General features: G+C 69.5%; 22 protein-coding genes. 11 read left to right on the plus strand and 11 right to left on the minus strand.

Features of this window, described 5'->3' with window-relative positions; genetic code table 11:
* Position 1: 1 nt before the first annotated feature.
* The 6 genes from CIW48_RS13960 to CIW48_RS13985 all read right to left on the minus strand — a co-directional run bounded on the left by CIW48_RS13960 (position 2) and on the right by CIW48_RS13985 (position 6,561).
* On the minus strand, positions 2–937 hold the full coding sequence (locus CIW48_RS13960) for an ABC transporter permease (protein WP_149311320.1): 936 nt from the start codon (positions 935–937) through the stop codon (positions 2–4).
* Between the two features lie 202 nt (positions 938–1,139).
* Positions 1,140–2,402 carry an extracellular solute-binding protein gene (locus tag CIW48_RS13965; protein WP_149311321.1) on the minus strand — a complete coding sequence of 421 codons (1,263 nt, stop codon included), beginning with the start codon at positions 2,400–2,402 and terminating at the stop codon, positions 1,140–1,142.
* A 17-nt stretch (positions 2,403–2,419) separates the two neighbouring features.
* On the minus strand, positions 2,420–3,415 hold the full coding sequence (locus CIW48_RS13970; RefSeq protein ID WP_149311322.1) for an ABC transporter ATP-binding protein: 996 nt from the start codon (positions 3,413–3,415) through the stop codon (positions 2,420–2,422).
* Between the two features lie 59 nt (positions 3,416–3,474).
* Positions 3,475–4,902, minus strand: a complete 1,428-nt coding sequence (hydA, locus tag CIW48_RS13975) for a dihydropyrimidinase (protein ID WP_149311323.1) — start codon at positions 4,900–4,902, stop codon at positions 3,475–3,477.
* Between the two features lie 103 nt (positions 4,903–5,005).
* A complete protein-coding gene (locus CIW48_RS13980; RefSeq protein ID WP_149311324.1) occupies positions 5,006–6,001 on the minus strand; it encodes a helix-turn-helix domain-containing protein in 996 nt (331 codons plus the stop codon).
* Complete coding sequence (locus CIW48_RS13985; protein ID WP_149311325.1) at positions 5,998–6,561, minus strand: isochorismatase family protein; 564 nt, start codon at positions 6,559–6,561, stop codon at positions 5,998–6,000. The genes CIW48_RS13980 and CIW48_RS13985 overlap by 4 nt, the downstream gene beginning before the upstream one ends.
* Positions 6,562–6,681: 120 nt before the next feature.
* Here CIW48_RS13985 and CIW48_RS13990 point away from each other — a divergent pair, with 120 nt between their 5' ends.
* The 3 genes from CIW48_RS13990 (at position 6,682) to CIW48_RS14000 (ending at position 9,008) form a co-directional block, all read left to right on the plus strand.
* Entirely contained in the window at positions 6,682–7,395 is a 714-nt protein-coding gene (locus CIW48_RS13990; protein ID WP_149311326.1) for an NAD-dependent deacylase, read from the plus strand.
* 296 nt (positions 7,396–7,691) lie between these two features.
* Positions 7,692–7,916 carry a hypothetical protein gene (locus CIW48_RS13995; protein WP_012320868.1) on the plus strand — a complete coding sequence of 75 codons (225 nt, stop codon included), beginning with the start codon at positions 7,692–7,694 and terminating at the stop codon, positions 7,914–7,916.
* Between the two features lie 309 nt (positions 7,917–8,225).
* Positions 8,226–9,008 carry a DUF1194 domain-containing protein gene (locus CIW48_RS14000; protein ID WP_149311327.1) on the plus strand — a complete coding sequence of 261 codons (783 nt, stop codon included), beginning with the start codon at positions 8,226–8,228 and terminating at the stop codon, positions 9,006–9,008.
* Between the two features lie 215 nt (positions 9,009–9,223).
* Here CIW48_RS14000 and CIW48_RS14005 read toward each other — a convergent pair whose 3' ends face one another.
* The 5 genes from CIW48_RS14005 to ispG form a co-directional block, all read right to left on the minus strand.
* Positions 9,224–9,607, minus strand: coding sequence for a hypothetical protein (locus tag CIW48_RS14005; RefSeq protein WP_149311328.1), 384 nt, complete (start codon positions 9,605–9,607; stop codon positions 9,224–9,226).
* 74 nt (positions 9,608–9,681) lie between these two features.
* Positions 9,682–12,009, minus strand: coding sequence for a xanthine dehydrogenase family protein molybdopterin-binding subunit (locus tag CIW48_RS14010; RefSeq protein WP_149311329.1), 2,328 nt, complete (start codon positions 12,007–12,009; stop codon positions 9,682–9,684).
* Positions 12,006–12,485: a (2Fe-2S)-binding protein gene (locus CIW48_RS14015; protein WP_149311330.1), complete on the minus strand. Its 480-nt coding sequence runs from the start codon at positions 12,483–12,485 to the stop codon at positions 12,006–12,008. Before CIW48_RS14015 ends, CIW48_RS14010 begins: the two co-directional genes overlap by 4 nt.
* Before the next feature lie 1,001 nt (positions 12,486–13,486).
* A complete protein-coding gene (locus CIW48_RS14020) occupies positions 13,487–15,505 on the minus strand; it encodes a potassium transporter Kup (protein ID WP_149311331.1) in 2,019 nt (672 codons plus the stop codon).
* A 439-nt stretch (positions 15,506–15,944) separates the two neighbouring features.
* Positions 15,945–17,270, minus strand: a complete 1,326-nt coding sequence (gene ispG, locus CIW48_RS14025; RefSeq protein ID WP_091777936.1) for a flavodoxin-dependent (E)-4-hydroxy-3-methylbut-2-enyl-diphosphate synthase — start codon at positions 17,268–17,270, stop codon at positions 15,945–15,947.
* 373 nt (positions 17,271–17,643) lie between these two features.
* On the opposite strand from ispG, the gene CIW48_RS14030 reads away from it, so the two are divergent.
* From CIW48_RS14030 to deoC, 8 genes are all read left to right on the plus strand, one after another.
* Positions 17,644–18,771: a patatin-like phospholipase family protein gene (locus CIW48_RS14030; protein WP_149311332.1), complete on the plus strand. Its 1,128-nt coding sequence runs from the start codon at positions 17,644–17,646 to the stop codon at positions 18,769–18,771.
* A gap of 234 nt (positions 18,772–19,005) precedes the next feature.
* Complete coding sequence (locus CIW48_RS14035) at positions 19,006–20,697, plus strand: CHASE3 domain-containing protein (RefSeq protein ID WP_149311333.1); 1,692 nt, start codon at positions 19,006–19,008, stop codon at positions 20,695–20,697.
* A gap of 115 nt (positions 20,698–20,812) precedes the next feature.
* Positions 20,813–21,367 (plus strand): glutathione peroxidase, encoded by a 555-nt coding sequence (locus tag CIW48_RS14040; RefSeq protein WP_149311334.1) that lies wholly within the window; start codon positions 20,813–20,815, stop codon positions 21,365–21,367.
* A 57-nt stretch (positions 21,368–21,424) separates the two neighbouring features.
* Positions 21,425–22,072: a sigma-70 family RNA polymerase sigma factor gene (locus CIW48_RS14045; protein ID WP_149311335.1), complete on the plus strand. Its 648-nt coding sequence runs from the start codon at positions 21,425–21,427 to the stop codon at positions 22,070–22,072.
* A gap of 101 nt (positions 22,073–22,173) precedes the next feature.
* The gene (locus CIW48_RS14050; RefSeq protein WP_149311402.1) at positions 22,174–22,938 is read left to right on the plus strand and encodes an anti-sigma factor; all 765 of its coding nucleotides are present in this window, start codon (positions 22,174–22,176) and stop codon (positions 22,936–22,938) included.
* Positions 22,939–23,001: 63 nt separating this feature from the next.
* Positions 23,002–23,430, plus strand: coding sequence for a cytidine deaminase (locus CIW48_RS14055; protein WP_149311336.1), 429 nt, complete (start codon positions 23,002–23,004; stop codon positions 23,428–23,430).
* The gene (locus tag CIW48_RS14060; protein ID WP_149311337.1) at positions 23,423–24,247 is read left to right on the plus strand and encodes a purine-nucleoside phosphorylase; all 825 of its coding nucleotides are present in this window, start codon (positions 23,423–23,425) and stop codon (positions 24,245–24,247) included. The genes CIW48_RS14055 and CIW48_RS14060 overlap by 8 nt, the downstream gene beginning before the upstream one ends.
* Positions 24,240–24,971: a deoxyribose-phosphate aldolase gene (gene deoC, locus CIW48_RS14065; protein ID WP_149311338.1), complete on the plus strand. Its 732-nt coding sequence runs from the start codon at positions 24,240–24,242 to the stop codon at positions 24,969–24,971. Before CIW48_RS14060 ends, deoC begins: the two co-directional genes overlap by 8 nt.
* The last annotated feature ends 2 nt before the right edge of the window (positions 24,972–24,973 follow it).

The raw sequence follows: 24,973 nt of genomic DNA on the forward strand, positions 1-24,973 counted from the left end.
GCTACAGCTCCCGCCGGAGATCGATCATCCGGGTGAGCCCCAGGATCATCAGCAGCACGGCGGCGAGCAGCACCACCGCGTTGGCGGCGGCGGCTGGGAATTGCAGATAGGACATCTGCACCTGGATCACCTTGCCGACGCTGGCGATCTGCTGCCCGCCCATGACGCCCACGGTGACGAAGTCGCCCATCACCAGCGTCGTCACGAAGATCGTCCCGATGGCGATGCCGGGCTTGGCGAGCGGCAGGATCACGTTCCAGAGGATCTGCGCGCCGGACGCGCCGCCGTCGCGCGCCGCCTCGATCAGCCGCCGGTCGATGCGCGCGAGGCTGTTGAAGATCGGCACGATCATGAACACCGTGTCGAGATGGACGAAGGCCAGGACCACCGCGAAGTCGGAGTAGAGGAGACCGTCGATCGGCTCGCGGATCAGCCCGAGGGTGCGGAGCGTGTCGTTGACGAGGCCGTTGCGGCCGAGCAGCGGGATCCACGAGATCATGCGGATCACGTTCGAGGTCCAGAACGGGATCGTGCAGAGCAGGAACAGGCCCATCCGCACCGTGCCGGAGCGGATGTGGAAGGCCAGGAAGTAGGCGATGGCGAAGCCCAGCGGCAGGGTGATGGCCAGCGTCAGCACGACGAACTTCACCGTCGACATGTAGGTGCGCACCGTCGTGCAGAGGTCGGCCGACAGGCAGCCGTCGAACACGTCGGCGTAGTTCTGGAGGGTGAGCGCCGGGATGATCTCGTACTCGTTGTACTCCCAGAGCGAGACGATCCCGGTGAGCACCAGCGGCACCACCAGGAAGACCAGGAAGACGAGGGCCAGCGGCGCGGCCTGGAGGTAGGCGAGAGCGCGGCGGCGCGGGCGGGCGGCGACGGGGGGCGCCGCGGTCCGCGCGGCGGTCGCGGCGGCGGGCAGGGCGAGATCGGTCATCGGGTTCGCCCCACGCGCGCTGATGCGTCCCATTTCCTCCGTGGGGTGCGAGGCGCACGCATCGCCTCCCGCAAGGCGCGACGCGCGCCCTCTCCCGCACGGGAGAGGGGACCCGCGTCCCATCCGGCGGCCGCGTGGCCGCGCACGACGGGCGCCTCCGGTTGCCTGCGGCGGGCGAAGGGCGCGCGGGCGCCCACCGCCCTCACGCCGCGATGAACTCGTTCCACTTGCGCACCATGTAGGTGTTCTCGTCCATCACGGCGTTCCAGCACGCGACCGCGCCCATCCGCGCGTCGAAGGAGCCGCCGTCGCGGGTGGCGCCGGCCTTCTCGATCAGGGTGCCGTCGGGCCCGAGGATGTCCTTCTCGGCGGGCTTCCCCTCCATCCAGAAGGCCCACTCGTAGGGCTGCATGTTCGCCTGGGCGGTGTCCAGCACGGCCGAGTAGTAGCCCTGCCGGTTGAGGTAGGCCCCGGCCCAGCCGGACAGGAACCAGTTGATGAAATCGTAGGCCGCGTCGAGCTTCCGGCCGCTCAGGGTCTTGGGGATGCCGAAGCCCGAGGCCCAGGCCCGGTAGCCCTCCTTCAGCGGCTGGTAGGTGCAGGGCACGCCCTGCGCACGCACCTTGGTGACGGCGGGCGACCACATCGACTGGATCACCGTCTCGCCCGAGGCCATCAGGTTCACGGATTCGTTGAAGTCCTGCCAGAAGGCTCGGAACTGGCCGGCGCGCTTGGCCTCGATCAGCACCTTGATGGTGCGGTCAATCTCGGGCTTCGTCATGTTGCCCTTGTCGCCGTAGGTGTAGTCGCCGGTCGCCTCCACCACCATGGCGGCGTCCATGATGCCGATCGACGGGATGTTGAGGATCGAGGCCTTGCCCTTGAAGGCCGGGTTCAGGAGCTCCTTCCAGCTCGTCACCGGCATCTTGATCAGGTCCGGCCGGATGCCCAGCGTGTCGGCGTTGTAGACCGTGGGGATCAGCGAGATCCACTGGGTCTGTTCGCCGGCAAACTTCTTCGAATCCTGGCCTTCCAGGTAGAAGACCTTCCGGGGCGCCGTGCCCTGGTCACCGATCTTCTTGCCCGCCACCTCGCCCTTGGTGAAGACTGACGAGATCTTGTCGGCGAGCGTGATCCGCCTGGCGTCCATGCCCTGCAGGTTGCCCGCGGGCAGGATCTTCTTGAGGCTGAAATACTCGGTGTCGATCAGGTCGAAGGAGTTCGGCTGGGTGACCGCCCGCTTGGTCACCTCGTCGGTCACCACCGGTATGTAGTCGATGGTGATGCCGAGATCCTCCTTCACCTTCCTGGCGATGTCGGCGGACTGGTTCACCGCGGTGCCGAGGTAGCGCAGGGTCACGGGCTCGGCGGCGTGGACCGCCGGAAAGCCGGTCACCGGCGTCGCGGCGAGGGCCGCCGCTCCTTTCAGAAGCGTGCGCCGGCTGGGCGTCGGAAACGGGTCCATGGTGATCTCCGTACCTGTTACGCGTCGAGGCGGTGGGCGGCGGCCGCATCCCAGCCGACCGGGATCGTGTCGCCGGGGCGGAGCGGGCGGGCCGCGAAATCCGTGTCGCTGACGATTGCCGTGAGGGCGGCGGGGCTCTCAGGCGCACGCTCCAGCCCCTCGGCGTCGAGGCCGACATGGACGCTGGTGCCCTGGTACTCGACCGCCACCACCCGGGCCGGCAGCGCGGCGGGGCCGGCCTCGGCGCCGAGGCACATCCGGTCCGCCCGCACGGCGACGAGCCCCTCGGGCAGCCGAATCACGTTGTGGCCGCCGATGAACCGGGCCACGAAGGCGGTGGCCGGCCGTTCGAACACGGTGCGCGGGCCGGCGGCCTGCTCGATCCGGCCGGCATTCATCACCACCACGAGGTCGGAGAGCGCCATCGCCTCCTCCTGGCTGTGGGTGACGTGGATGAAGGTGAGCCCCAGCTCGGTCTGGATCCGCTTCAGCTCTACCCGCATCCGCACCCGCAGGAACGGGTCGAGGGCGGAGAGCGGCTCGTCGAGCAGCAGCACCTTCGGGCCGGTGACGAGGGCGCGGGCGAGCGCCACGCGCTGCTGTTGGCCGCCCGAGAGCTGGGCCGGCAGACGCCCGGCGAGGTGGCCCATCTGGACGAGGTCGAGCATCGCCATTGCCTTGGTGCGGCGCTCCGCCTTGCCGATCCCGCGCATCTTGAGGCTGAAGGCGACGTTGTCGCGCGCGTCGAGATGCGGGAACAGCGCGTAGCTCTGGAACATCATGGCGGTGCCGCGTGCGGCCGGGGCCGCGTCTCCGACCGCCTTCGGGCCGATCACCACGTCGCCCGCGCTGGCGCGCTCGTGGCCGCCGATCATCCGGAGCGTCGTGGTCTTGCCGCAGCCGGAGGGGCCGAGCAGGCAACAATAGGCGCCGGACGGCACCTTCAGGTCGATGCCGTCGACCGCATTGGCCGCGCCGTAGCGCTTGGTCAGGCCGATCAGCTCGACATCCATGCGGTTCCTCCCCCCGGAGACTGCAGGCAAGCGGCGGGCCAGCACACCCCTTTGTGCCCTCAGGCGTCCCGCCGCTCGGCCGGATCGACGGCCCGGTCGAGCACCCGCCCGCGGCCCGGCTCGGACAGGACCCGGCCGTCCTCGGCGATGACCTGCCCACCCGCGATGGTCACCACCGGGCAGCCGGTGACGTCAAAGCCTTCCCACGGCGTGTAGTCGGAGCCGTGGTGCAGGTTCGCCTGGCGGATCGTCTCGCGCTTGTTCGGATCCCACAGGGTCAGGTCGGCGTCGAAGCCCGGGGCGATCGAGCCTTTGCGCGGGTAGAGCCCGTACAGCTTGGCGTGGTTCGTGGCGGTCAGCGCGGCAAACTGGTTGAGGCTGATCCGTCCCTTCGAGACCCCTTCCGAGAAGAACACCGGCAGCCGCGTCTCGATGCCGGGGATACCGTTCGGGATCCAGCGGAAGGAGGTTTTCCCGCGCGGGTTCAGCTTGCCCTGCGGGTCATCGTAGCGGAACGGGCAATGGTCGGAGGAAACCACGTCGAAGATCCCGCGCCGGATCCCCGACCACACCGCCTCCTGGCTCTCGACGTCCCGCGTCGGCGGCGAGCAGACGTATTTCGACCCCGCCATGGGATCATCGTGGCCGAGTCCCTTCATGTCCTCGGCCGTGAGGGTGAGATATTGCGGGCAGGTCTCGGCCCGGATCTTCAGGCCCCGCGCCTGCGCCCAGGCGATCTGCTCGGTGGCCTCGCGGCCCGAGACGTGGACGATCACAATCGGCAGGTCGATGAGCTCGGCGTGGCTGATCGCCCGGTGGGCCGCCTCCCGCTCGACGATCTCGGGGCGCGACAGGGCATGGCCGTACGGTCTGGTCTCGCCCCCCCGCTCCAGCCGGTCGCTGAGGTAGCGGATCGCGTCGTAGCCCTCGGCGTGGACCATCACCCGGGCGCCCTGCCGCCGGGCGACGTGGAACACGTCGAGGAGCTGGCGGTCGTTCAGGACGAGGTCGTCGTAGGTCATGAAGACCTTGAACGAGGTGTAGCCGTCGGCCACCAGCGCCGGCAGCTCCTGGCCGAGCACCGCCTCGCTCGGATCGGAGATGATCATGTGGATCGCCACGTCGACGTGGCACTGACCCTCGGCCTTGGCCCGGTAGGCGTCGACCGCCCCGCGCAGCGAGGCACCCCGGGGCTGGAGCGCGAAGGGCATCACGCAGGTATTGCCGCCGGCCGCCGCCGCCCGGGTGGCGCTGGCGAAGTCGTCGGCCATGACGATGCCGGGGCCGGATTCCTGGGCGATGTGGACGTGGCTGTCGATGCCGCCGGGCAGGACCAGCAGGCCGGAGGCGTCGATCACCCGGGCGGCGTCGGCGATGCCCTCGGCCACCGCGACGATCCGTCCGCCGCGCACGCCGATATCGGCCCGGACCGTGTCGCTCGCCGTGACCACCGTGCCGCCGCGGATGGCAAGGTCGAATTCGGGCATGCCGCTCACTCCTCCGCGCCGTCGGGCGCGCCTCGGAACAGGCGGATGCATTGTCCGCGCCGATTCGCCATCCGTGAAGGAGGTCACAGCCGCCCGGCGGAATCTAGCGCGTTGCCGCAGTCCGTAGCGTTGACGGCGCCGCCGCGTGAAACTGCCGCCACACCCGCCGCATGTGTCGGGCTGAGCCGAAGCCGGCCCGCTCGGCGACCTGCTCCAGGCCGAGATCGCTCTGGGCGATCAGGTCCCGGGCGAGCGCGATGCGGGACCGGTTGACCGCGTCCGTCACCGTCATGCCCGCGTGGAGCCGGAACAGCCGCGCGAGGTTGCGCGGGCTCGCTCCCGCGACCCGGCCGAGCAGGGCCGGCGACCAGTCCCGCGCGGGGTCGCCGGCGATCGCGTCCTGGGCCCGGTGCACCGCCGGGTGCAGGTGGCTGCGCCCCTCGAGCCAGGGCGAGAGCTGGGGATCGTCGGGTCCGCGCCGCATGTACACGACGAGCGTCCGCGCGACGGCGACCGCCGTCGCCGGGCCCGCCCACTCCGCCACGAGGTGAAGCATCAGGTCGATGCCGGCCGTGACGCCGGCGCTGCTGAACCGGTCGCGGTCCTGCACGAACAGGCGGTTCTCCAGAACCCGAGCCCGGGGTGCCGCCGCCAGCAGGCGCTCGCAGCTGGCATGGTGGGTGGTGCAGGCGTAGCCGTCCAGAAGTCCGGCCCGCGCCGCCAGCAGCGCGCCCTCGCACACCGTCACCACGCTATGGCCCGGCCGGATGACGGCGCGCAGCCACGCGACGATCTCGGCCTCGGCGGCGGCATCTTCCGCCCGGTCCGGTGCATCGCCGAGCACCCGCGTCGCGGAGCCCGGCAGGAGCACGACCGTGCCATCCGCGATCGTCGCCGGCAGCGTCCCGGCGCCGCCCAGATCGAGGCCGATCGAGCAGCGGGTGAGGCCCTGCGGCGCCGCGTAGCTTACCGCGAAGCCGACCCGATCCTGGACGGTGCCGGCAATCCGCAGGACCTCCAATGGGCCGGCGAGGTCGAGCAGCAGCGTGCGCGGCGGCAGGATGACGAGAAATGCGATGCGCCGCGCCATTCCGCTCATGTGGCGACGACCGGCAGGTCCCGGGCGGCGAGGGCCTGCGCCACGGTGGCGATCCGGGCGAACCGGTCCGTCAGCACCAGTTCGGTGCGGGCCTTGATGTCGTGGGCACTGAACCGGCGGCCGTCCGGATGGGTCATGGCGAAGGTCAGGGTCGCCTCGCTCACGAAATCGACCTCCCAGCCGCTGTCGGAGGCGTGGCGGGTCGTGGTCTCGCAGCATTGCTCGGTCCGGATGCCCGACACGATCAGCCGGCGGATGCCGTGCTGCGTCAGCCAGCCTGACAATCCCGTATCGACCAGGGCGCTGTGCCGGCGCTTGTGAAAGAAGGCCGACGGCGCGATCACGACCGGCTCCAGGGTGCGGACATGTCCGGAGGCGCGGGAGAACGGGCCGCTCTCGGCCACGTGGAAGACCTGCAGGATCGGGATCTTGCGCGCGGCGGCACCGTCGATGAGCGTCTGCAGGCGCTCGGTGAAGGGTGGGACATCGGCGTCGTTCCAGAAGGACCTGTGCCGGAAGGATTCCTGGACATCGATGACCAGCAGCGCAACATCGGACATTTCGTGTTCCCGGCTCGGTGTAGGGAGCCGCAAAGTTCATCGGATGCGCAGAGAGCGAAAGGAACCGCGCCGCCAATCAGCGGACATAACCGGCCAATCTCCGGCGCGCAGGAGCAGCCCGTGACGGGACATCCCACCAACCTCTTCGTACTCACCGGCGCCGGCGTCTCGGCCGAGAGCGGGCTCGGCACGTTCCGGGACCGCGGCGGGATCTGGGCGCGGTTCGACCCGATGAAGCTCGCCACCCCGGAGGCCTACGCGGCCGACGCCGACACGGTGCTCGACTTCTACGACCATCGCCGCCGCGGCGTGGTCGCGGCGGAGCCGAACGCCGCGCATCGCGCCCTGGCGCGGGCCGAGGCGTGGATCGCCGCACGGGGCGGGCGGCTGTTCCTGTGCACGCAGAACGTCGACGATCTGCACGAGCGGGCCGGCTCGCGGGCGGTCACCCACATGCACGGCGAGCTGCTCAAGGCGCGCTGCTGCGCCTGCGGTTCGGTCACGCCCTGGCGTGCCGATCTGAGCCGGACGGATCGCTGCCCCGCCTGCTTCACACTGGGCCGGATGCGGCCGGACGTGGTCTGGTTCGGCGAGATGCCGATGCACCTCGACGCGATCGAGGCGGCGCTGGCCGAGGCGAACCTGTTCGTGGCGGTGGGGACGTCGGGCGCGGTCTACCCGGCGGCGGGCTACGTGCGGCAGGCCCGCGCCCTCGGCATCCCCACCTGCGAGGTCAACCTGGAGCCGTCCGACAACGCCGCCGCCTTCGACGACGCCCGCTACGGGCCGGCGAGCGCCGTGCTGCCGCGCTACCTGGCCGAGCTCGGCCTTTAGACAGGCACGGGACCGGCGGTGGCGCGGTTCCCGAGTGGATCCAGGGCGAGCCACGGACGGATCAGGCCGCGCGCTGTCCGCTGTCCCATCAGACAAGTTGTTGTGAAGAAAACAGTTTCCGATCCGCGGCCTGCCATTTCGGGCAAGGATCAAAATCTTAAATGGCGCGAATCACGTCCCCGCGAGCTGTCAAGAACTGGTCGGGCAGTTGCCCACGGGTTACAACAGTCAAGCTTGGGCTCGGCGTCGCGGCCCACCCGAGCGTTCGTTGAAGCCACAAGGGGAAGCAACTACCCATGCAGCACTTCACCGTAACCGACCGCGAGCGTGACACCGTTCTGGCGGCTTTGCGCTATTACCAGTTCTACCGGATGCAGGGGCATCCGTTCGATCCCCGTCAGGATCACCTGATCGACACCATCGCCGGCCGGGCCGGCGAGGCGCTGGACCTCGCCGAGATCGACGATCTCTGCGCCGGCCTGAACGGCAACCCGCACGCGCTCGCCGCCGCGGCGGCCTGAACCACCCTCCGGGGCGGCTGAGGCTGCCCTCGACTGCCCGGCGGCCGGCCTAGGGATGGGGCCGGAGGACGGGTCGCCTCCGAGATGAGCGGGACATCGCCGCCGGAGTGAACCTTCCTTCCTCACCGGGGCCGGGCTTCGAGCCCGATCGAGACCTGCCGACGCGCATTCGGGATCCCGTCCGCGCGTCGGCCCGACCGGCGGGACCTCGCGAGGCCCCCCAAAAGGCCGGTTTCGCGCGATGCCGAAACATGGCCTAACGGATGCGCGACGGCCGCAGGGCCGCGCCTTCCAGGGGCGCCGATGCCGATGAAGCGGACGGGATCGGGATGGATCCGCCGCGGCGTGCCGCGGTTCGCCGGCATCCTGCTCCTCGGGCTCGCGCCGGCCGCAGCCGCACCCGAGAGTGTTGCCACCGCACTGGTCGTCTCGGTCGACGTGTCGCAATCCGTCGACGACGTCCGCTTCCGGCTGCAGATGGAGGGCATCGCCGAGGCCCTCGAAGATCCGTCGGTGATCGGCGCGATCACCGGAAATCCGGGCGGGATCCTGTTCGCGATGGTGACCTGGGCGGACCGGGCGCATCTCGCCGTCGGCTGGCGGCGGATCGCCGGCCGGGACGACGCGGCGGCCGTCGCCGCTCTGGTCCGGGCCACGCCGCGGCAGGCGGGCGAATTCACCTGCCTCGGGCAGATGTTCCGGACGGTCACGGCCGGCGTGCTGCCGGCTCTGCCACTACCGGCCGAACGCGTGGTGATCGACGTCTCGGGGGACGGGATCGACAATTGCACCGATGCTGACAGTCTCGCGGAGGCCCACGCGGCGCTGCTCGCCACCGGCGCGACCGTGAACGGCCTGCCGATCCTCGTGCCGGGCGAGAACGACGTGGTCGGGGCCGGCGCCTACCGGGCGCCGGGCTACGGCCTGCTTCCGACGCCGCTGCCGAAGGACCGCACCAGCCTTGAGCAATGGTACCGCGCCCACGTCCTCGGCGGCCCGGGGGCGTTCCTGCTGGTGGCCGCCGGCTACGGCGATTTTTCGCGGGCGCTGCGGCGGAAATTCGTGATCGAGATCAGCGCGCTGGAGCGATAGAGGCAGGGCCGGACAGAGGTTTGTCCAACCCTCCCCCTCACCCTGAGGTGACCGCGCAGCGGGCCTCAAAGGAGAGTTCTGGTGATCGCGCGGCCTCTGGAGGGTTTCTTCCAGGCCTCCGCTGCGCTCCGGCACCTCAGGATGAGGGGGGAGGGTTGGATCACTGGAAAAGTCGAGGCGCGCTCACTCAGCCTCGGCGTGTTCTGCCAAACCCCTCACGGCGCTTTCTTCAACTGCTGCTCCGCGCGGTTGAGCGCCGCCTCGCACGCCTTCGTATCGCCCTTGGATTCGGCCGTGCGGGCCTCCTCCAGGGCGACCTTGGCCTGCTGGGCGGCATCCGCCCCCTGGCCGGCCTGGGCCGCCTTTTCCGGCGGGGCCTGCGGCGACTCGTTCGCCCGCTGGCCCTCCGTGCCGGTCAACCCTTCCCCGCCGCGCTTGGCGGCGTTGCCCTGGCCGCTGGTATTGGCCGAGATCGACTGGCTCACCTCGGACTGGACCCGCTTGGAGACGCCCTCGATCCGATCGCCGCAGGGCGAGGCGAGGGCGGGAGCCGCCGTCAGGATCAGTGTCAGGCAGGCCGTCAGGGCGGGACGCATCATCGGGTCGGGTACTTTCCAAAAGAATGGGGCCGCGGGTTCCCCCACGGCCCCAACGCCTCGCGACGGGTGACGGTTCAGGCGCTCAGCTGATCGCGGATCGGCAATTGCCGCACCCGCCGGCCGGTGGCCGCGAAGATCGCGTTGGCGATGGCCGGTGCCACCGGCGGCACGCCGGGCTCGCCGACGCCGCCGAGCGGCCCGTCCCAGGCGCCGGTCGGCACGAGGTGCACGCGGACCACCTTCGGGGCGGCGTCGATCCGGAGGACCTCGTAGCCGTCGAAGTTGTTCTGCACCGCCCGGCCCTGCTTGAAGGTGATCTCGGAGGTCAAGGCGAGCCCCATCCCCATGACCACCGCGCCCTCCATCTGCGAGCGGATGCGCTCCGGGTTCACCTGCGGCCCGCAATCGACCGCGATGTCGATCGCCTTCACCTTCACCTGGCCCTTGTCGTCGACCTCCACCTCGGCCGCCACCGCCGTGTAGGTGACGAAGCTGTAGTGGCCGGCGATTCCGAGACCGGTGCCCTTGGGCATCTGCCGTCCCCAGCCCGCGCCCTTGGCGGCGGCCTCGATCACGCCGCGCAACCGGCCGGTCTCGATCGGGTAGCGCTTCGGATCCTCGCCGTAGTTCCAGACGTCGCCGATCTCGGTCGGGCTGATCTTCCGGTCGGGGCCGATCAGCTCCAGCAGGTACTCCTTCGGCTCGCGGCCGGCGGCGTGCGCCAGCTCCGACACGAAGGACTGGATCGCGAAGGCGTGCGGGATGTTCGACACCGAGCGGAACCAGCCGATGCGGACATGGGCGGCGGCCTCGGGGTTCTCCAGCCGCATATTCGGGATGTTGAGCGGCGTGTTGACCAGCCCCATCCCGAGCTCGAACGGCAGCTCGTGCTTCGGGTCGGGCGCGAAGATCGAGCCGATCGTCGGCGCCACCGAGCGGTGCAGCCACGCCACCGGCATGCCCTTCTCGTCGAGGCCGGCCTCCAGGTGCTCCACCGATATCGTGTGGTAGAAGCCGTGGTGGAGGTCGTCCTCGCGGGTCCAGGCGAGCTTCACCGGCGCGCCGCCGACGGCCTGCGAGCAGAGCGCCGCCTCGACCACGTAGTCGGGCTTCGACTTGCGGCCGAACCCGCCGCCGAGCAGCGTGACGTTCACCTTGACCTTGTCGTCGGGGAGCTTGAGCGCCTTCATCAGGCGGTCGTTGGCCGCCTGCGGACCCTGGACGCAGGCCCAGGCCTCGCAGAACCCGTCCTTCACGCGGGCCACCGCCGCCGGGGGCTCCATCGGCGCCTGGGCGAGGTGGGGCACGAAGTACTCGGCCTGGACCTTGGTCTTGGCCTTAGCCAGGGCGCCGTCGACGTCGCCCTGCGTGCGTACGACCTTGCCAGGCTTGCGGGCCGCGGCCTCCAGCTCCTTGCGGAACGCGTCGGTGTCGTAGCCGGCGTTCGGGCCGTCGTCCCAGGTGATCTTGAGGGCGTCGCGCGCCTTCATGGCTGACCACGTGTTCTTGGCCACCACCGCGACGCCGCCGAGCGGCATGAACTCGGACGGGATCTCGCCGCCGTCGATCTTGAAGATCTTCACGACGCCCGGGACCTTCTTGGCCTCGCTGTCGTCGAAGGACTTTACCTTGCCGCCGTAGACGGCCGGGCGCGCGACGACCGCGTACAGCATCCCGTCGAGCTTGGTGTCGAGGCCGTAGACGGCCCGGCCGGTTGTGATGTCGAAATTGTCGATCAGCCCGACCTTGCCGGTGCCGATGTAGCGGAAGTCCTTCGGGTCCTTCAGCTTGACGTCGGTCGGGACCGGCAGCTCGGCGGCGGCCTTGGCCACCGCGCCGTAGCCGAGGGTGCGTCCCGACTTGGCGTGGGTCAGCGTGTGGTTGACGGCCGTGACCTCGGAGGCCGGCACGCCCCACTGCTTGGCGGCGGCCTGGATCAGCATCAGCCGCGCGGCGGCGCCGGCGTGGCGGAAATGCTGGAAGAAGTGGCGGGTCGAGCGCGAGCCGTCCGTGTCCTGGTTGCCGAAGCGGGTCTCGTCGCCCCAGGCCTGGACCACCTTCACCTTCGACCAGTCGGCCTCCAGCTCGTCGGCCACCGTGAAGGCCACCGAGGTGCGAATGCCCTGGCCCATGTCGGAGCGGTGGTTGGTCACCGTGACGGTGCCGTCCGGCGCGATGGCGACGAACACCTTCGGGTCGTCGCGCCAGCCGTGCGGCATGCCGTCGGCGCCGAATTTCTGCTCCTTCTGCTCCTGGGTCTGTGTCTCGTCGGCCCGGGCCGGGCGCAGCGAGAGGGCCAGAACCAGGGCGCCGGCGCCGCCGAGGATGCCGCGGCGGCTGACATTGTCGAGGGTCGGCTTGGTCTTGGCGAGCTCAGCGGTCAGCTTGGCGTCGTGGATCACAGGCGCTCTCCCTTGCTGGCGGGCGCCGTCTGGCCGGCGGCCTGATGGATCGCGGTGCGGATGCGCGGGTAGGTGCCGCAGCGGCAGATGTTGCCGCTCATCGTGTCGTCGATGTCCTGATCGGTGGGCTTGGGCGTGTCCTTCAGGAGGGCGGCGGCCTGCATGATCTGGCCGCACTGGCAGAAACCACACTGGGCGACGTTCTGGTCGCGCCACGCCACCTGCACGGGATGGTTGCCGTCCGGCGACAGCCCCTCGATGGTGACGACCTCCTGGCCCGCGGCCGCCGAGACCGGCGTGATGCAGGCGCGGGTCGCCGCGCCGCCGAGATGGATGGTGCAGGCCCCGCAGAGCGAGACGCCGCAGCCGAACTTGGTGCCGGTGAGCCCGAGCTCGTCCCGCAGGTACCACAGCAGCGGCATGTCGGGGTCGCCGTCGAAGCTGCGCGCAGCCCCGTTCACGGTGAGTTTGATCATCGTTGCGTCCTGTCTGGCGGCGCCGGAGCGGCGTTCAGTCGGGTCCGAGCCGGGCCTGAGGCCAAGGCCGGCATTGCCGGCTCACGCGTGCCGATGCGGGGGAGATCGCCGGGCAAACGCTCAAGCTCAGAATAATAAATATTCTAAAGCAGGCCCCCTCCCGGGCGCAACGCACGGACACGGCCGGTCATCCTCGCTTGCTTGCGCTCAGGTCATGCCGCGTGCGGCGCCGCACATGCGGTGAGTAGCTGTGGGAACAGCCGGAGATTGTGTCCGCTCAGCCGGCGCGGCCTGTCAGGCCGTGCCATCGAGTGTTGCAAGATCAACCTGTCGATCACCGGCCCGGATCCCGGTCTGAGTGAGAAGCGGTCCAGCGCTGCCGCGGCTCCGGCGGCCTCCCGCCAGAGGTGCCTTGCGGCCCGCGACGACGGAGCCGATCAGTCGGCGAGCGAGTCCGGTGCTCACCCGTCGAAGATCTTGTCGTTTCCGATCAGAAGGTCACGCCCGTTCTTCGGAATGGCAAATCCGTAGCTTCGCCCGAGCTTGTCGAACACCAGGATGCCGGCCTTTGATCGGCGCTGGCATAAAGCGTGACGCCGATTTTCTGGAGCGTTAGGTGGAGTGCTAGACAGGCGTCCACGCCAGCGCCGAAGCTCTCGGCTAGCCGATCGTATAGCAGCAGATGCACATCACATCCGCGTTTTCAGGTGCGTGCATTGCAATCTTGCACGTCTTGAACTCGGATCCGTCCTGTATCGACAGAGGTCGCTCCGCAATCACCATGGTTCGACCTCAAAGAGTCGCGAGGAATCGTTTGTCTGAACTCGCAGGCGGCCGGCCGCAATGTTGCCTATGCGTGACTCCGACTCAGGCGCGGAAATGAGACGGCTGCTCGGCGAGAATGTTCAGAATATTGTATGACTATATAAATCTCGGCGGTGAAAGCGCAGTGCTATCCTAAAGTGTTAATCGGTCTTGTCGTGTGCTGACGAGACCGCTACCTACACTGTTACCTGCGTTCCCACCTCCACGACCCGCCCGGTGGGGATCTGGAAGAAGTCCGTGGCGTCGTTGGCGTTCTTGGCCAGCGTGATGAAGATCCGGTCCTGCCAGAGAGGCATGTTCGAATGCGCCGCCGGCCGGATCGAGCGGCGCGACAGGAAGAACGAGGTCGCCATGATGTCGAACTTGAAGCCCTGGCGGCGCAGCAGCACCAGGGTCTTCGGAATGTTCGGCGTCTCCATGTAGCCGAACTTCATCACGACCCGGTAGAAATGCGGGCCGACCGGTTCGATGCGCACCTTGTCGGCCTCGTTCGAGCGGGGCGTATCCACCGTCTCGACGGTGAGGATCACGTTCTTCTCGTGCAGCACCTTGTTGTGCTTGAGGTTGTGCAGGAGCGCCGCCGGGGCGATCTCGGGGTCGCTCGTCAGGAATACCGCGGTGCCGCGCACGTGGTGGGGCGGGCTCTTCTCCAGCATGCCGACGAGTTCCACGAGCGGCACGTCGGTCTTGCGGGTCTTGTTGAACAGGATCGTCACCCCCCGGACCCAGGTCCACATCAGGATGATCAGGCCGCCGGCCAGCAGCAGAGGGACGTAGCCGCCCTCCACCACCTTGATCAGGTTGGACAGCAGGAACAGGAACTCGAGGACGATGAAGGGCAGCATCACGGCCGCCGCCGCCACCGGCGACCATTTCCACATCCGCCACATCACCAGGAAGGTCAGCGAGGCGGTGAGCAGCATCGTCCCGGTTACCGCGATGCCGTAGGCCGAGGCGAGCGACGACGAGGTCTTGAACAGCACCGCCAGCAGCACCACGCCGATCATCAGCAGCGAATTGATCTGCGGCAGGTAGATCTGGCCGGCATGCGACTCGGACGTGTGGCGGATCTCCAGCCGCGGCAGCAGCCCGAGCTGGATCGCCTGCCGGGACAGCGAGAAGGCGCCGGTGATCACCGCCTGGCTCGCCACCACGGTGGCCAGCGTGGCGAGCAGCACCATCGGCAGCAGGCCCCAAGCCGGCACCAGCTGGAAGAACGGGTCGGCGGTGTCGGGCTTCTCCAGCACCAGGGCGGCCTGCCCGAGATAGTTCAGGGCGAGCGCCGGGAAGACGAGGCCGATCCAGGCCACCTGGATCGGCTTGCGGCCGAAATGGCCGAGATCGGCGAACAGGGCCTCCGCGCCGGTGACCGCCAGGAACACGGCGCCCAGCGCCACCAGGGCTCCGGTGCCATGGCCGAGGAGGTAGACCACGGCGTGCACGGGGTTGGCCGCGCGGAACACCTCCGGGTGCAGGGCGATGTGCGGCAGCGCCGCAAGCGCCATGGCGACGAACCACACGATGGTCATCGGCCCGAAGAAGGCCGCCACCTTCCCGGTGCCGCGGTTCTGCACGAGGAAGAGCGCGACGATGATCACCACGGTGATCGGCAGGACGTAATCGTCGAGGGCGGGTGTGACGAGCTTAAGCCCCTCCACCGCCGAGAGCACCGAGATCGCCGGCGTGATCACCGCGTCGCCGTAGAACAGCGACGCCCCGAGCAGGCCCAGCATGAACACGATGCGCGAGCCACCGAGCGCCTTTCGCGCCAGCGCCATCAGCGAGAGGATGCCGCCCTCGCCGTTGTTGTCCATGCGCAGCAGGATCGCGACGTATTTCACCGTCACGATCATGAAGAGCGCCCAGAGGATCAGCGAGACCGTGCCGATCACCTCCTCGGGCAGCAGGATGCCGTCGGTCCGGGCCGGGACAAGCGCCTCGCGGAACGCGTAGAGCGGGCTCGTGCCGATGTCGCCGTAGACGACGCCGACGGAGCCGACCAGCAGCGTCCAGAAGCCGGCATGACCGTGCTGGGTCTCGCCCTTCTCGGGCGCGTCGAGGCTGCCGGAGGTGGCTGGCCCGTGCGTCGGCGCCTGAGCGCCGGTCTCGTCGGCTGCCGGTGCGTCCGCGCGCGCGGCGTCGGGAGCTGCGGGCGCGGGTTGGGCGGCTACGCCGGGTGCGAAAGTGTGGCTCATGCGGATGTCGGAAGCTCGGGCGTGGCCGGCGCTTCGCGGTTCAGCTCAGGGGCCAATCGGGGCCGGGCAGAAAACGCGAAGACTCCGCCGAACCGTGCGGGCCGGCCACCGGGCCGACCGCTCGCGGGATCGTGCGGCCTTGCTATCATGCCCTCGTGCAGCCGGAAACCGTGTGCATCTGCGAAGATCGCGGAGCTGGGTCTCAGCGCGACCGACTGGGCTATAGACGTTAAAGCGGCGCGTCGGAGCCAGCCTGGGCGGCCGCTTCCCTGTCATCCCGGGCCCGCGCAGCGGAGTCCGGGATCTAGAGCCGCCGAGGCCGGGCGCCTTTCACCGACCGTGCGTCTGGGTTCCGGGCGCGCCTGCGCGCCCCGGAATGACGGTGCGGACGAACGGGTCCTCCGTGTCGCGAAGGACGCCCGCGCCGACCCCGCGCCCCTCACTCGGCCGCGGTGCGCGTCCCGCCCTGACCGAATCGGCGCTCGATGTAGTCGATCACGATCGTCTCGAAATCCTTGGCCAGCGTCGGGCCGCGGAGGGTCATCGCCTTCTTGCCATCGATGAAGACCGGCGCGGTCGGAGTCTCGCCGGTTCCGGGCAGCGAGATGCCGATATCGGCATGCTTCGATTCGCCCGGTCCGTTCACGATGCAGCCCATCACGGCGACGTTCAGCCCCTCGACGCCGGGATAGGTCTTCTTCCATTCCGGCATGGAGGTGACGATCCAGTTCTGAATGTCGCGGGCAAGTTCCTGGAAGGTCGTCGAGGTCGTGCGTCCGCAGCCCGGGCAGGCCGCCACCATCGGCACGAAGGTGCGGAATCCCATCGTCTGCAGGAGTTCCTGGCTTGCCTTCACCTCGACGCTCCGGTCGCCGCCCGGCTCTGGGGTGAGCGAGTAGCGGATCGTGTCGCCGATACCCTCCTGAAGCAGCACGCCGATAGCGGCCGAGGCGGCGACGAGACCCTTCGAGCCCATCCCGGCCTCGGTCAGCCCGAGATGGATCGCGTAATCCGAGCGGCGCGCCACCTCGCGGTAGACGGCGATGAGATCCTGCACGGCCGAGACCTTGGCCGAGAGGATGATCCTGTTCTGCGGCAGGCCGAGTTCCACGGCGCGGTCGGCCGAGCCGATCGCCGAGCGGACCATCGCCTCGCGCATCACCGCGCGCGCATCGATCGGCCGCGGCGCCTTGGCGTTCTCGTCCATCAGGTGGGTGAGCAGCTCGCCGTCGAGCGAGCCCCAGTTGGCGCCGATCCGCACGGTCTTGTTGTGCTTGATCGCCTGCTCGATGATCGCCGAGAACTGGGTGTCCTTCTTGTCCTTGAAGCCGACATTGCCGGGGTTGATCCGGTACTTAGCCAGCGCCTCGGCACAGGCCGGGTGGTCGGCGAGCAGCTTGTGGCCGATATAGTGGAAGTCGCCCACCAGCGGAACGTGGACGCCGATCCGGTCGAGGCGCTCGCGGATCTTCGGAACGGCAGCGGCCGCCTCGTCGCGGTCGACCGTGATCCGCACCAGCTCCGAGCCGACCCGGGCGAGCTGGGCGACCTGGGCCACCGTAGCGTCGATGTCGGCCGTGTCGGTGTTGGTCATCGACTGGACGACAATCGGCGCGCCACCACCGACCGTGACCGCGCCTTCACCCTCGCCGACCGTGACGCCGACGGTGCGGTGGCGCGGCGCGGGGCCTGCGATTTCCGGGCCGCCGCTGGCCAGCGGAGTCTCGGCGGGGATTTCGGAACGGGTGGCTTCCATGACTTCCATCGTGGACCTTCGCGTGCGCGCCTCGCGGGATGCCGGAGCCGTGACGGCTGCCGGGCCGGTCCCGGGGACACGCCTCGCCGGAACTTCGGGGCTGCCGCGAGTTAGCTGCGGATGACCCGGCGCCGCGTCAACCCGGCGCCGCGCAGGACAGCATCGCGCATGACAGCATCGCGGCTGTCATGTCGTATCCGGGCGCAGATGTCGAGTTTTCTGCACGTCCCGCAGACGCCGCCGCTCCCGACGGCGGGTTTTCGTCCGCGTCTGTTGCCGATTCGCTCGGTGCGGATCCGGGCTGTGAGACCGCGCGCAAGCTTGGTCCGCGGTTGATGCTGCATTGCAGCATCCCATCTCTGTCGCGGATCAGGAGGCCGAAATGAGCGAGCAACCCAGCGGCGCCGAGCCGCACAATCCCGTCACTGCCGTGCCCGAGGCGCCCGTTTCGGATGCGATCGATGTGCCGGCCGCGCAGGCGCCGAACCACATGCTGGCCGGGCCGAATGCCGAGAAGCCGGTCGCCTTGGCCCTCCAGGGCGGCGGCGCGCACGGTGCCTTCACCTGGGGCGTTCTCGATGCCCTGATCGAGGATGGGCGTCTCGGCTTCGAGGCGGTGACCGGTGCGAGCGCGGGGGCGATGAACGCCGTCGTCCTGGTGGATGGCTGGTTGAAGGGTGGTCCTGACGGGGCGCGCGAGGGTCTGGAGCGCTTCTGGCGCGAGGTCAGCCTCGACGGCGACCTGGGGCCGGCCCAGCGCAACCTCGTCAGCGGCCTGTTCAACCTGTGGAAGGGCAATCCGGTTGCCGAATTCTGGGCCAAGATGCTGGCGCCGAGCCCCTACGTGTCGAACCCGCTCAACATCAACCCGTTGCGCAAGGCGCTGGCCGAGCAGGTCGATTTCGACCGTCTGCGCGCGGCCGACACGGCGGGCCTGTTCGTCTCCGCCACCAATGTCTGGACCGGCAAGCTCGCCGTGTTCGAGCGCGAACGCCTGACCGTCGATCACCTGATGGCCTCGGCCTGCCTGCCGACCGTCTTCCAGGCGGTGGAGATCGACGGGGTGCCGTATTGGGACGGCGGCTATCTGGGCAACCCGCCGCTCTATCCGCTCCACCGGGGTGCCCAGACCCGCGACATCGTGCTCGTGCAGATCAACCCGGTGGAGCGGCGCGAGACCCCGCGCACCGAGAGCGAGATCCGGGACCGGCTCAACGAGATCACTTTCAACGCCAACCTGATGCGGGAATTGCGGGCGATCGATTTTCTCGACGGGCTGATCGAGGAGGGCGTTCTCGGCCAGGGCCAGTACCGTCGGGTTCTCGTGCACCGGATCGACGGCACCGACGCGCTGGAGGATTACAACGCCGCGTCCAAGCTCGACGCCCGCTGGACCGTGTTCAAGCGCCTGCGCGACAAGGGCCGAGCCGCCGCGCAGGCTTGGCTCGCCGAGAATTACGAGCGGATCGGCCAGGATTGCACGATCGACCTGCAGCAGGCATATCAGTAGATAGATTGTATTATTTAGCAATTTTCGACATAATATGGCTAAAAGTTTCTAAAAATGGGCCAAATCTGGAGTTAGTCATGAATAAATAGCCGATTTTTTGCAAATAAATTTCCAGCATCCATGCGTCGAAAAGATCTTAGACGATTTTTTGATCCTGATTTTATCTTCTGCCGGCCACTTGTGCCGACGAGATGGCTGCCCTGGTGGGCTCCATCGTCAGAGCAGAGGTCGTTCATGAGCGTTCGATTGGTCGATTTCAGGATCGGCGCGAAGATCGCGCTGATCCTGGCGGTGATGCTGGTCATCACGATCAGCGTATCGGTCATCTCACTGCGGAATATCGATTTGACCGAAGATACGGAAGCCTGGACGACGCACACGCACGAACTGATCTCCGCGGTCGAGCAGATGACGGCCGCGATGATCAACCGCGAAACCGGCATGCGCGGCTACCTGATCTCGGCGGATCCCCGCTTCCTCGAACCCGAGCAAGCGGGCCGCGCGGCATTCGCGGTGGCCTGGAACGTGGCGCGCAGTCTAACGTCCGACAACGCCGCGCAGCAGCGGAGGCTGACGGACTTGAAGACCCTGGCGGAGGATTGGGGCCGGAACGTCGCGGATTACGAGATCGCTCTGATGAAGGATCCCGCGACCCGGGATGAGGCGCGCCGCATCGAGAGTTCGGGAGCCGGCAAGGCCGCGATGGATGGTCTGCGTGCCAAGGCGACCGAGATCGCGACGACCGAGCGGGACTTGCTGACGACGCGCACCGCCGAGTCGGCGGCGGCCATCGCCTCGTCGCGCGCTGCCAGCTACGTCGGGCTGGGACTGATGGTGCTCGCAGCGCTCGGTAGTCTGCTCCTCCTCCAGGTCGGCATCGCCCGGCCGATCGGCGCCATAACGGGGACGATGATCCGCCTCGCCGCCGACGACCTGTCGGTCACGGTGCCAGGCGTCGGACGTCGCGACGAGATCGGCGCCATGGCCGAGGCTGTACAGGTCTTCCGGGATGGACTCGCCCGAGCCAAGGCACTGGAATCCGAGGCGGCCGAGACGCGGGCGGCATTGGAGGCGCAGCGTAAGGCCGCGATGCGCGAGATGGCCGACGGGTTCGAGACCGCGGTCGGCGGCGTCGTGCGCGCCGTCTCGACTGCGGCGACCGAGCTGCAATCCACGGCCGCGAGCATGAGCGCGGCCGCCACCGAGACCGCGCGGCAATCGACCATGGTGGCGTCTGCGGCCGAGCAGGCCTCCGCAAACGTCAGCACGGTGGCGGCGGCGGCCGAGGAACTCGGTGCCACGGTGGCGGAGATCGGGCGTCAGGTCCAGAACTCGGCGGATTTCGCCGGCTCGGCCGTCACGGAGGCTGGGAAATCCGCCGACCTGATGCAGACCCTGCGCGCGGGCGCTGCCCGGATCGGCGATGTGGTCGGCCTCATCTCGGGGATCGCCGCGCAGACCAATCTGCTGGCGCTCAATGCCACCATCGAGGCGGCACGCGCCGGCGAGGCAGGAAGCGGCTTCGCCGTGGTGGCGACGGAGGTCAAGGAACTGGCTGGCCAGACCGCTAGGGCGACCGAGGAGGTCGCGCGGCAGATCGGCGATATCCAATCCCGGACCGGGGAGGCGTCGGATGCGATCGCGGTGGTGGTGGGCCGCATCAACGAGATCAGCGTCCTGGCCGGCGGCATCGCGTCCGCAGTCGAGCAGCAGGGCGCGGCGACCCAGGAGATCGTCCGCAATGTCGGGGAGGCGGCACTCGGGACCGGCCAGGTGACGGGCAGCATCGCGGGGGTAGCCCGTGCCGCCGAGGGCGCCGGCGCCGCAGCCGCGCAGGTCCTGGGCTCGGCGGCCGGCTTGTCCACCGAGGCCCGACGGCTCGACGCGGAGGTGCGTCGCTTCCTCGACTCGGTCCGGGCTGCCTAGGGTAACGTCCCTGGCGGTCCAAGGCAGGCCTGCGACGAATCGACCGGATCGGTGGGTGAAACACCAGCGCGTTTGACGCGTTGCGGGGCGTTGTATCCCGGACGAGGCTGCCGTCATGACCTTGCTGCGTCGCGAAGCCCTGATCCTGATCGGCGCCGGCATCGCCAGTACGGCCCGCGCCGCCGAACCCATGCGGGCCACGAGTTTCGCCTTCGACACTCCGGAGGGCGGCCCCATGCCGCTCTCTGCCTATGCGGGTAAGCCGATCTTGGTGGTCAACACCGCCACGGCCTGCGGCTATGCCGGGCAGCTTGCCGGGCTCCAGACGCTCTGGACGCGGTTCGGCGATCGCGGGCTCATCGTGCTGGGCGTCCCATCCCCGGATTTCGGCAATCAGGAGCCGCTGGACGGGCCGGCCATCGCGGAGGCTGCGCGGAAGAATCACGGCGTCACCTTCCCGCTCACGGCCAAGACCCGGGTGAAGATGCCGGGAGCCCACCCATTCTACCGCTGGGCTGCGGCCGAGCGGCCCGCCGAGACGCCGCGCTGGAACTTTCACAAATACCTGATCGCCCGGAACGGGACCCTCGCGGCGGCCTTCGCCACGCAAGTCGAGCCGACCGATCCGCGGATCATTTCGGGCATCGCCACGACCCTCGACCAAGCTTGAGGTCGACGCCGGTCCGGCACGTGGGATTAAAGGGTCGCTGCCCCGCGTTCGCACCTTATGGCATCGGACAAGAACAAGCGCCCGGACCTCCTCGACCTGCTGGTGCCGCTGCGGCGCTACGCCCGATCGCTCACCCGCGACACGCTGCGGGCCGACGATCTCGTCCACGACACGCTGGTGCGCGCCCTGGAGATGCAGGGCACGCTCCGGCCCAACACCAACCTGCGCACCTGGATGATGACGGTGCTGCACAACGCCTTCATCGACGAGCAGCGCCGCAGGCAGGTCGAGGCGCGGCACGCCGACACACTGGTGCGGATGACCGAGGACATGGCGCCGCCGGCCCAGGAGGGACAGGTGCGCCTGGCCCAGATCCGGCAGGCCTTCCTCAGGCTGCCGGAGGAGCAGCGCGCCGCGCTCCACCTCGTCACCCTGGAGGGCATGGCCTACGCCGACGCGGCGGACGTGCTCGGCATCCCGATCGGCACGCTGATGTCCCGTCTCGGCCGCGGCCGCGCGGCCCTGCGGGCCTTCGAGGAGGGAACGCGAACCGATCGGACCTCCGGCGAGGCGGAGCCCCCCCGGCCACCCGAGCGGACATCCGAGACGCGGCGCGGGCCGCCCTCCGCCCTTCGGCTGGTCGTGTCCGACGAGCCGAAGGGCCGGTCCGTCTGGCCCCTTCGACGCGCTGTCGGAGAGGATTGAGGACGAGGTTGATGAAGGACCGGCACCCGAGGGCGCCGGTGGCGACTGACGATTGCGACCGGCGGATCGCCTCCGGGCACGCTGGATTCGAGGACTTCACGATGATCGATCCGATCACAGATGACGATCTCATCGGCTTCGTCGACGGGCAGATCGACCCGATGCGCCGTCTCGACGTCGAGGCCCATCTGGCAGCCAACCCCGAGGCGGCGGCCCGGGTGATGGCCGAGATGCACGATCGCGATGCCCTGCGGGCCTGTTTCGAGCCCGTTCCGGAGCCCGGGCCGGACCGGAACGTGATCCTGGCGCGCCGCTTCGACCGGAACCTGCGCTGGCGCCGCGTCGCCTCGCGCCTGAAGCGGGCCGCCGCCATCGCGGTGCTCGTGGGCGCGGGCTGGCTCGCCCATGACGAGATCGGCCGGTTCGGCGTTCCCGATACCCTGGCGGCAACGCCGGATCCGGCGCTGATCGCGGATGCCCGGCAGGCTCGGGCCGTGGCGCAGCTGCGCAAAAGCATCGGTGGTCAGGCCGACGGACCGGTCTACGATCGGGAGCGCCTCCGCTCTGTGACCGGGATCGATCTTCCGGCCCTGCCCGACGGCTGGCGGGTCCGCGACATTCAGGTCTTCCCCGCCCGGCACGGCACTGGGATCGAGGTCGCCCTCGAGGCCGGACATTTCGGCGAGGCGTCGCTGTTCGCCACCCGCGGCATCCGCGGCGGGCCGACGACGCTCTCCGGTTCGGATGACGGCGACGTCGTCGCGTGGAATGCGGGCGACACCGCCTACGCCCTGAGCGGCCCGCGGAGCGACGCGGAACTGCGGCAGGCGGCGAGCCTGCTCGGCGCCGGCCTGGCGCTCCGCTGACCGCGCGCTGAAGCCTCTTCGGGGCCCTCGACAGGGCGCCCCGGCGGGTGCGAAAGATCGGCCATGCAGGCCGCGGATCCAGCACGGGACGATGACGGGCTCGCTGCCCTGTTCGAGGCCGCTCGCGCGGTGCGCGCGCGGGCCCACGCCCCCTATTCCCGTTTCCTGGTCGGTGCGGCACTCCGCGACGAGCGCGGCGCGATCCATGCCGGCTGCAACGTCGAGAACGCCGCCTACCCCGTCGGGACCTGCGCTGAGGCCGGCGCGATTGCCGCCATGGTGGCGGCCGGAGGCCGGCGCATCGCGGCGATCCTGGTCTGCGGCGACGGCATCGGCCTGGTGACGCCCTGCGGCGCCTGCCGCCAGCGCATTCGTGAATTCGCCGGGCCCGACACGCCGATCCACGCCGCCGGACCGGACGGCGTCGCCCGCACCTTCACCCTTGCGGAGCTGCTGCCGGAATCCTTCGGACCGGAGACGCTGGGTGAGTGAGGCGGCCGCCCGCGACGCCCTGCGCGCCGCCGGTTTCGCGGGGCCCTTTTCCTGCGCGGTTGTGACCGGCACCGGGCTGGGCGGCATCGCGGACGCTCTCACGGATTCGGCCACCCTCGACTATGCGGCGATCCCGGGTTTTCCGGGGCCGGGCGTCAGCGGCCATGGCGGCCGGCTGCACCGCGGCCGCCTCGCGGGGCGGTCGGTCCTGATCTTCGAGGGACGGGCCCACGCCTACGAGCGGGGCGATCCGGCGGTGATGCGGGTGCCGCTCGCCTGCGCCCGGCATCTCGGCGCCCGGCGCTTGCTGCTCACCAACGCGTCCGGATCGCTGCGGCCTGCGACCGGGCCCGGCAGCCTCGTGCTGCTCTCCGACCACATCAACCTCTCTGGCCTGAACCCGCTGATCGGCGAAGCAAGCGACGCCCGCTTCGTGCCGATGACCGAGGCCTACGACCCGGGTCTGCGGGTGCGGCTCCGGGCGGCGGCCGAGGCCTGCGGCGTGCCCCTGGAGGAGGGGGTCTACGCATGGTTCTCGGGGCCGAGCTTCGAGACGCCCGCGGAGGTCCGGATGGCCGGCATCCTGGGCGCCGACCTCGTGGGCATGTCCACGGTGCCCGAGGTGATCCTCGCCCGGTTCCTCGACCTGCCGGTGGCGGCGGTCTCGGTGGTGACGAACCTCGCGGCCGGCATCGCCGGCGGCGCGCCGCACCACGCGGAGACGAAGGCGGTGGCGGCCCGGGCCGCGCAGGATCTTGGCCGGTTGGTCGAGGCCTTCGTGGCCGGCCTGCCCGACGGAGAGAGAGCCTATGACTGACCCCGAAGCCGGCGCAATCGCCCGTCGCGCCCTGCCGCTCCTCGACCTCACCGATCTCGGCGAGACCTGCACCGAGACCAAGATCGACGTCCTCTGCCGGGACGCGAAGCGCGGCGGGGTCGCGGCGATCTGCGTCTGGCCGCGTTTCGTCGAACAGGGCGCGCGGGCGCTCGCCGGGACCGGCATCCGGACCGCCACGGTGATCAACTTTCCGAAGGGCGACGAGGATTGCGCCCGCGCCACCGACGACACCGCCGAGGCCCTGCGCGACGGCGCGGACGAGATCGACCTCGTCCTGCCCTACCGAGCCCTTTTGCGGGGTGAGGCGGCAATCGCCCGCGACATGGTCGAGGCCGTGCGCGACACCTGCGGGTCCGCGATCCTCAAGGTGATCCTGGAGACGGGCGAACTCGCCGATCCCGAACGGATCCGGCAGGCCTGCCGGATCTCCCTCGAGGCCGGCGCCGATTTCCTGAAGACCTCCACGGGCAAGAGCCCGGTCTCGGCTACGCCGGAGGCGGCCGAGGCGATGCTGACCGAGATCCGCGCGAGCGGTCGCCCCGCGGGCCTGAAGGTCTCCGGCGGCCTGCGCAGCGTTGCCGACGCCGCCACTTATCTCGCCCTGGCAGACCGGATCATGGGCCCCGGCTGGGTGAGCCCCAACACCTTCCGTCTCGGGGCGAGCAGCCTGTTCGAGACTCTGATCCAGGCCCGGGAGCTGTGAGC

It is taken from the genome of Methylobacterium sp. P1-11, assembly GCF_008329595.1.
Classification (GTDB): Bacteria; Pseudomonadota; Alphaproteobacteria; order Rhizobiales; family Beijerinckiaceae; genus Methylobacterium.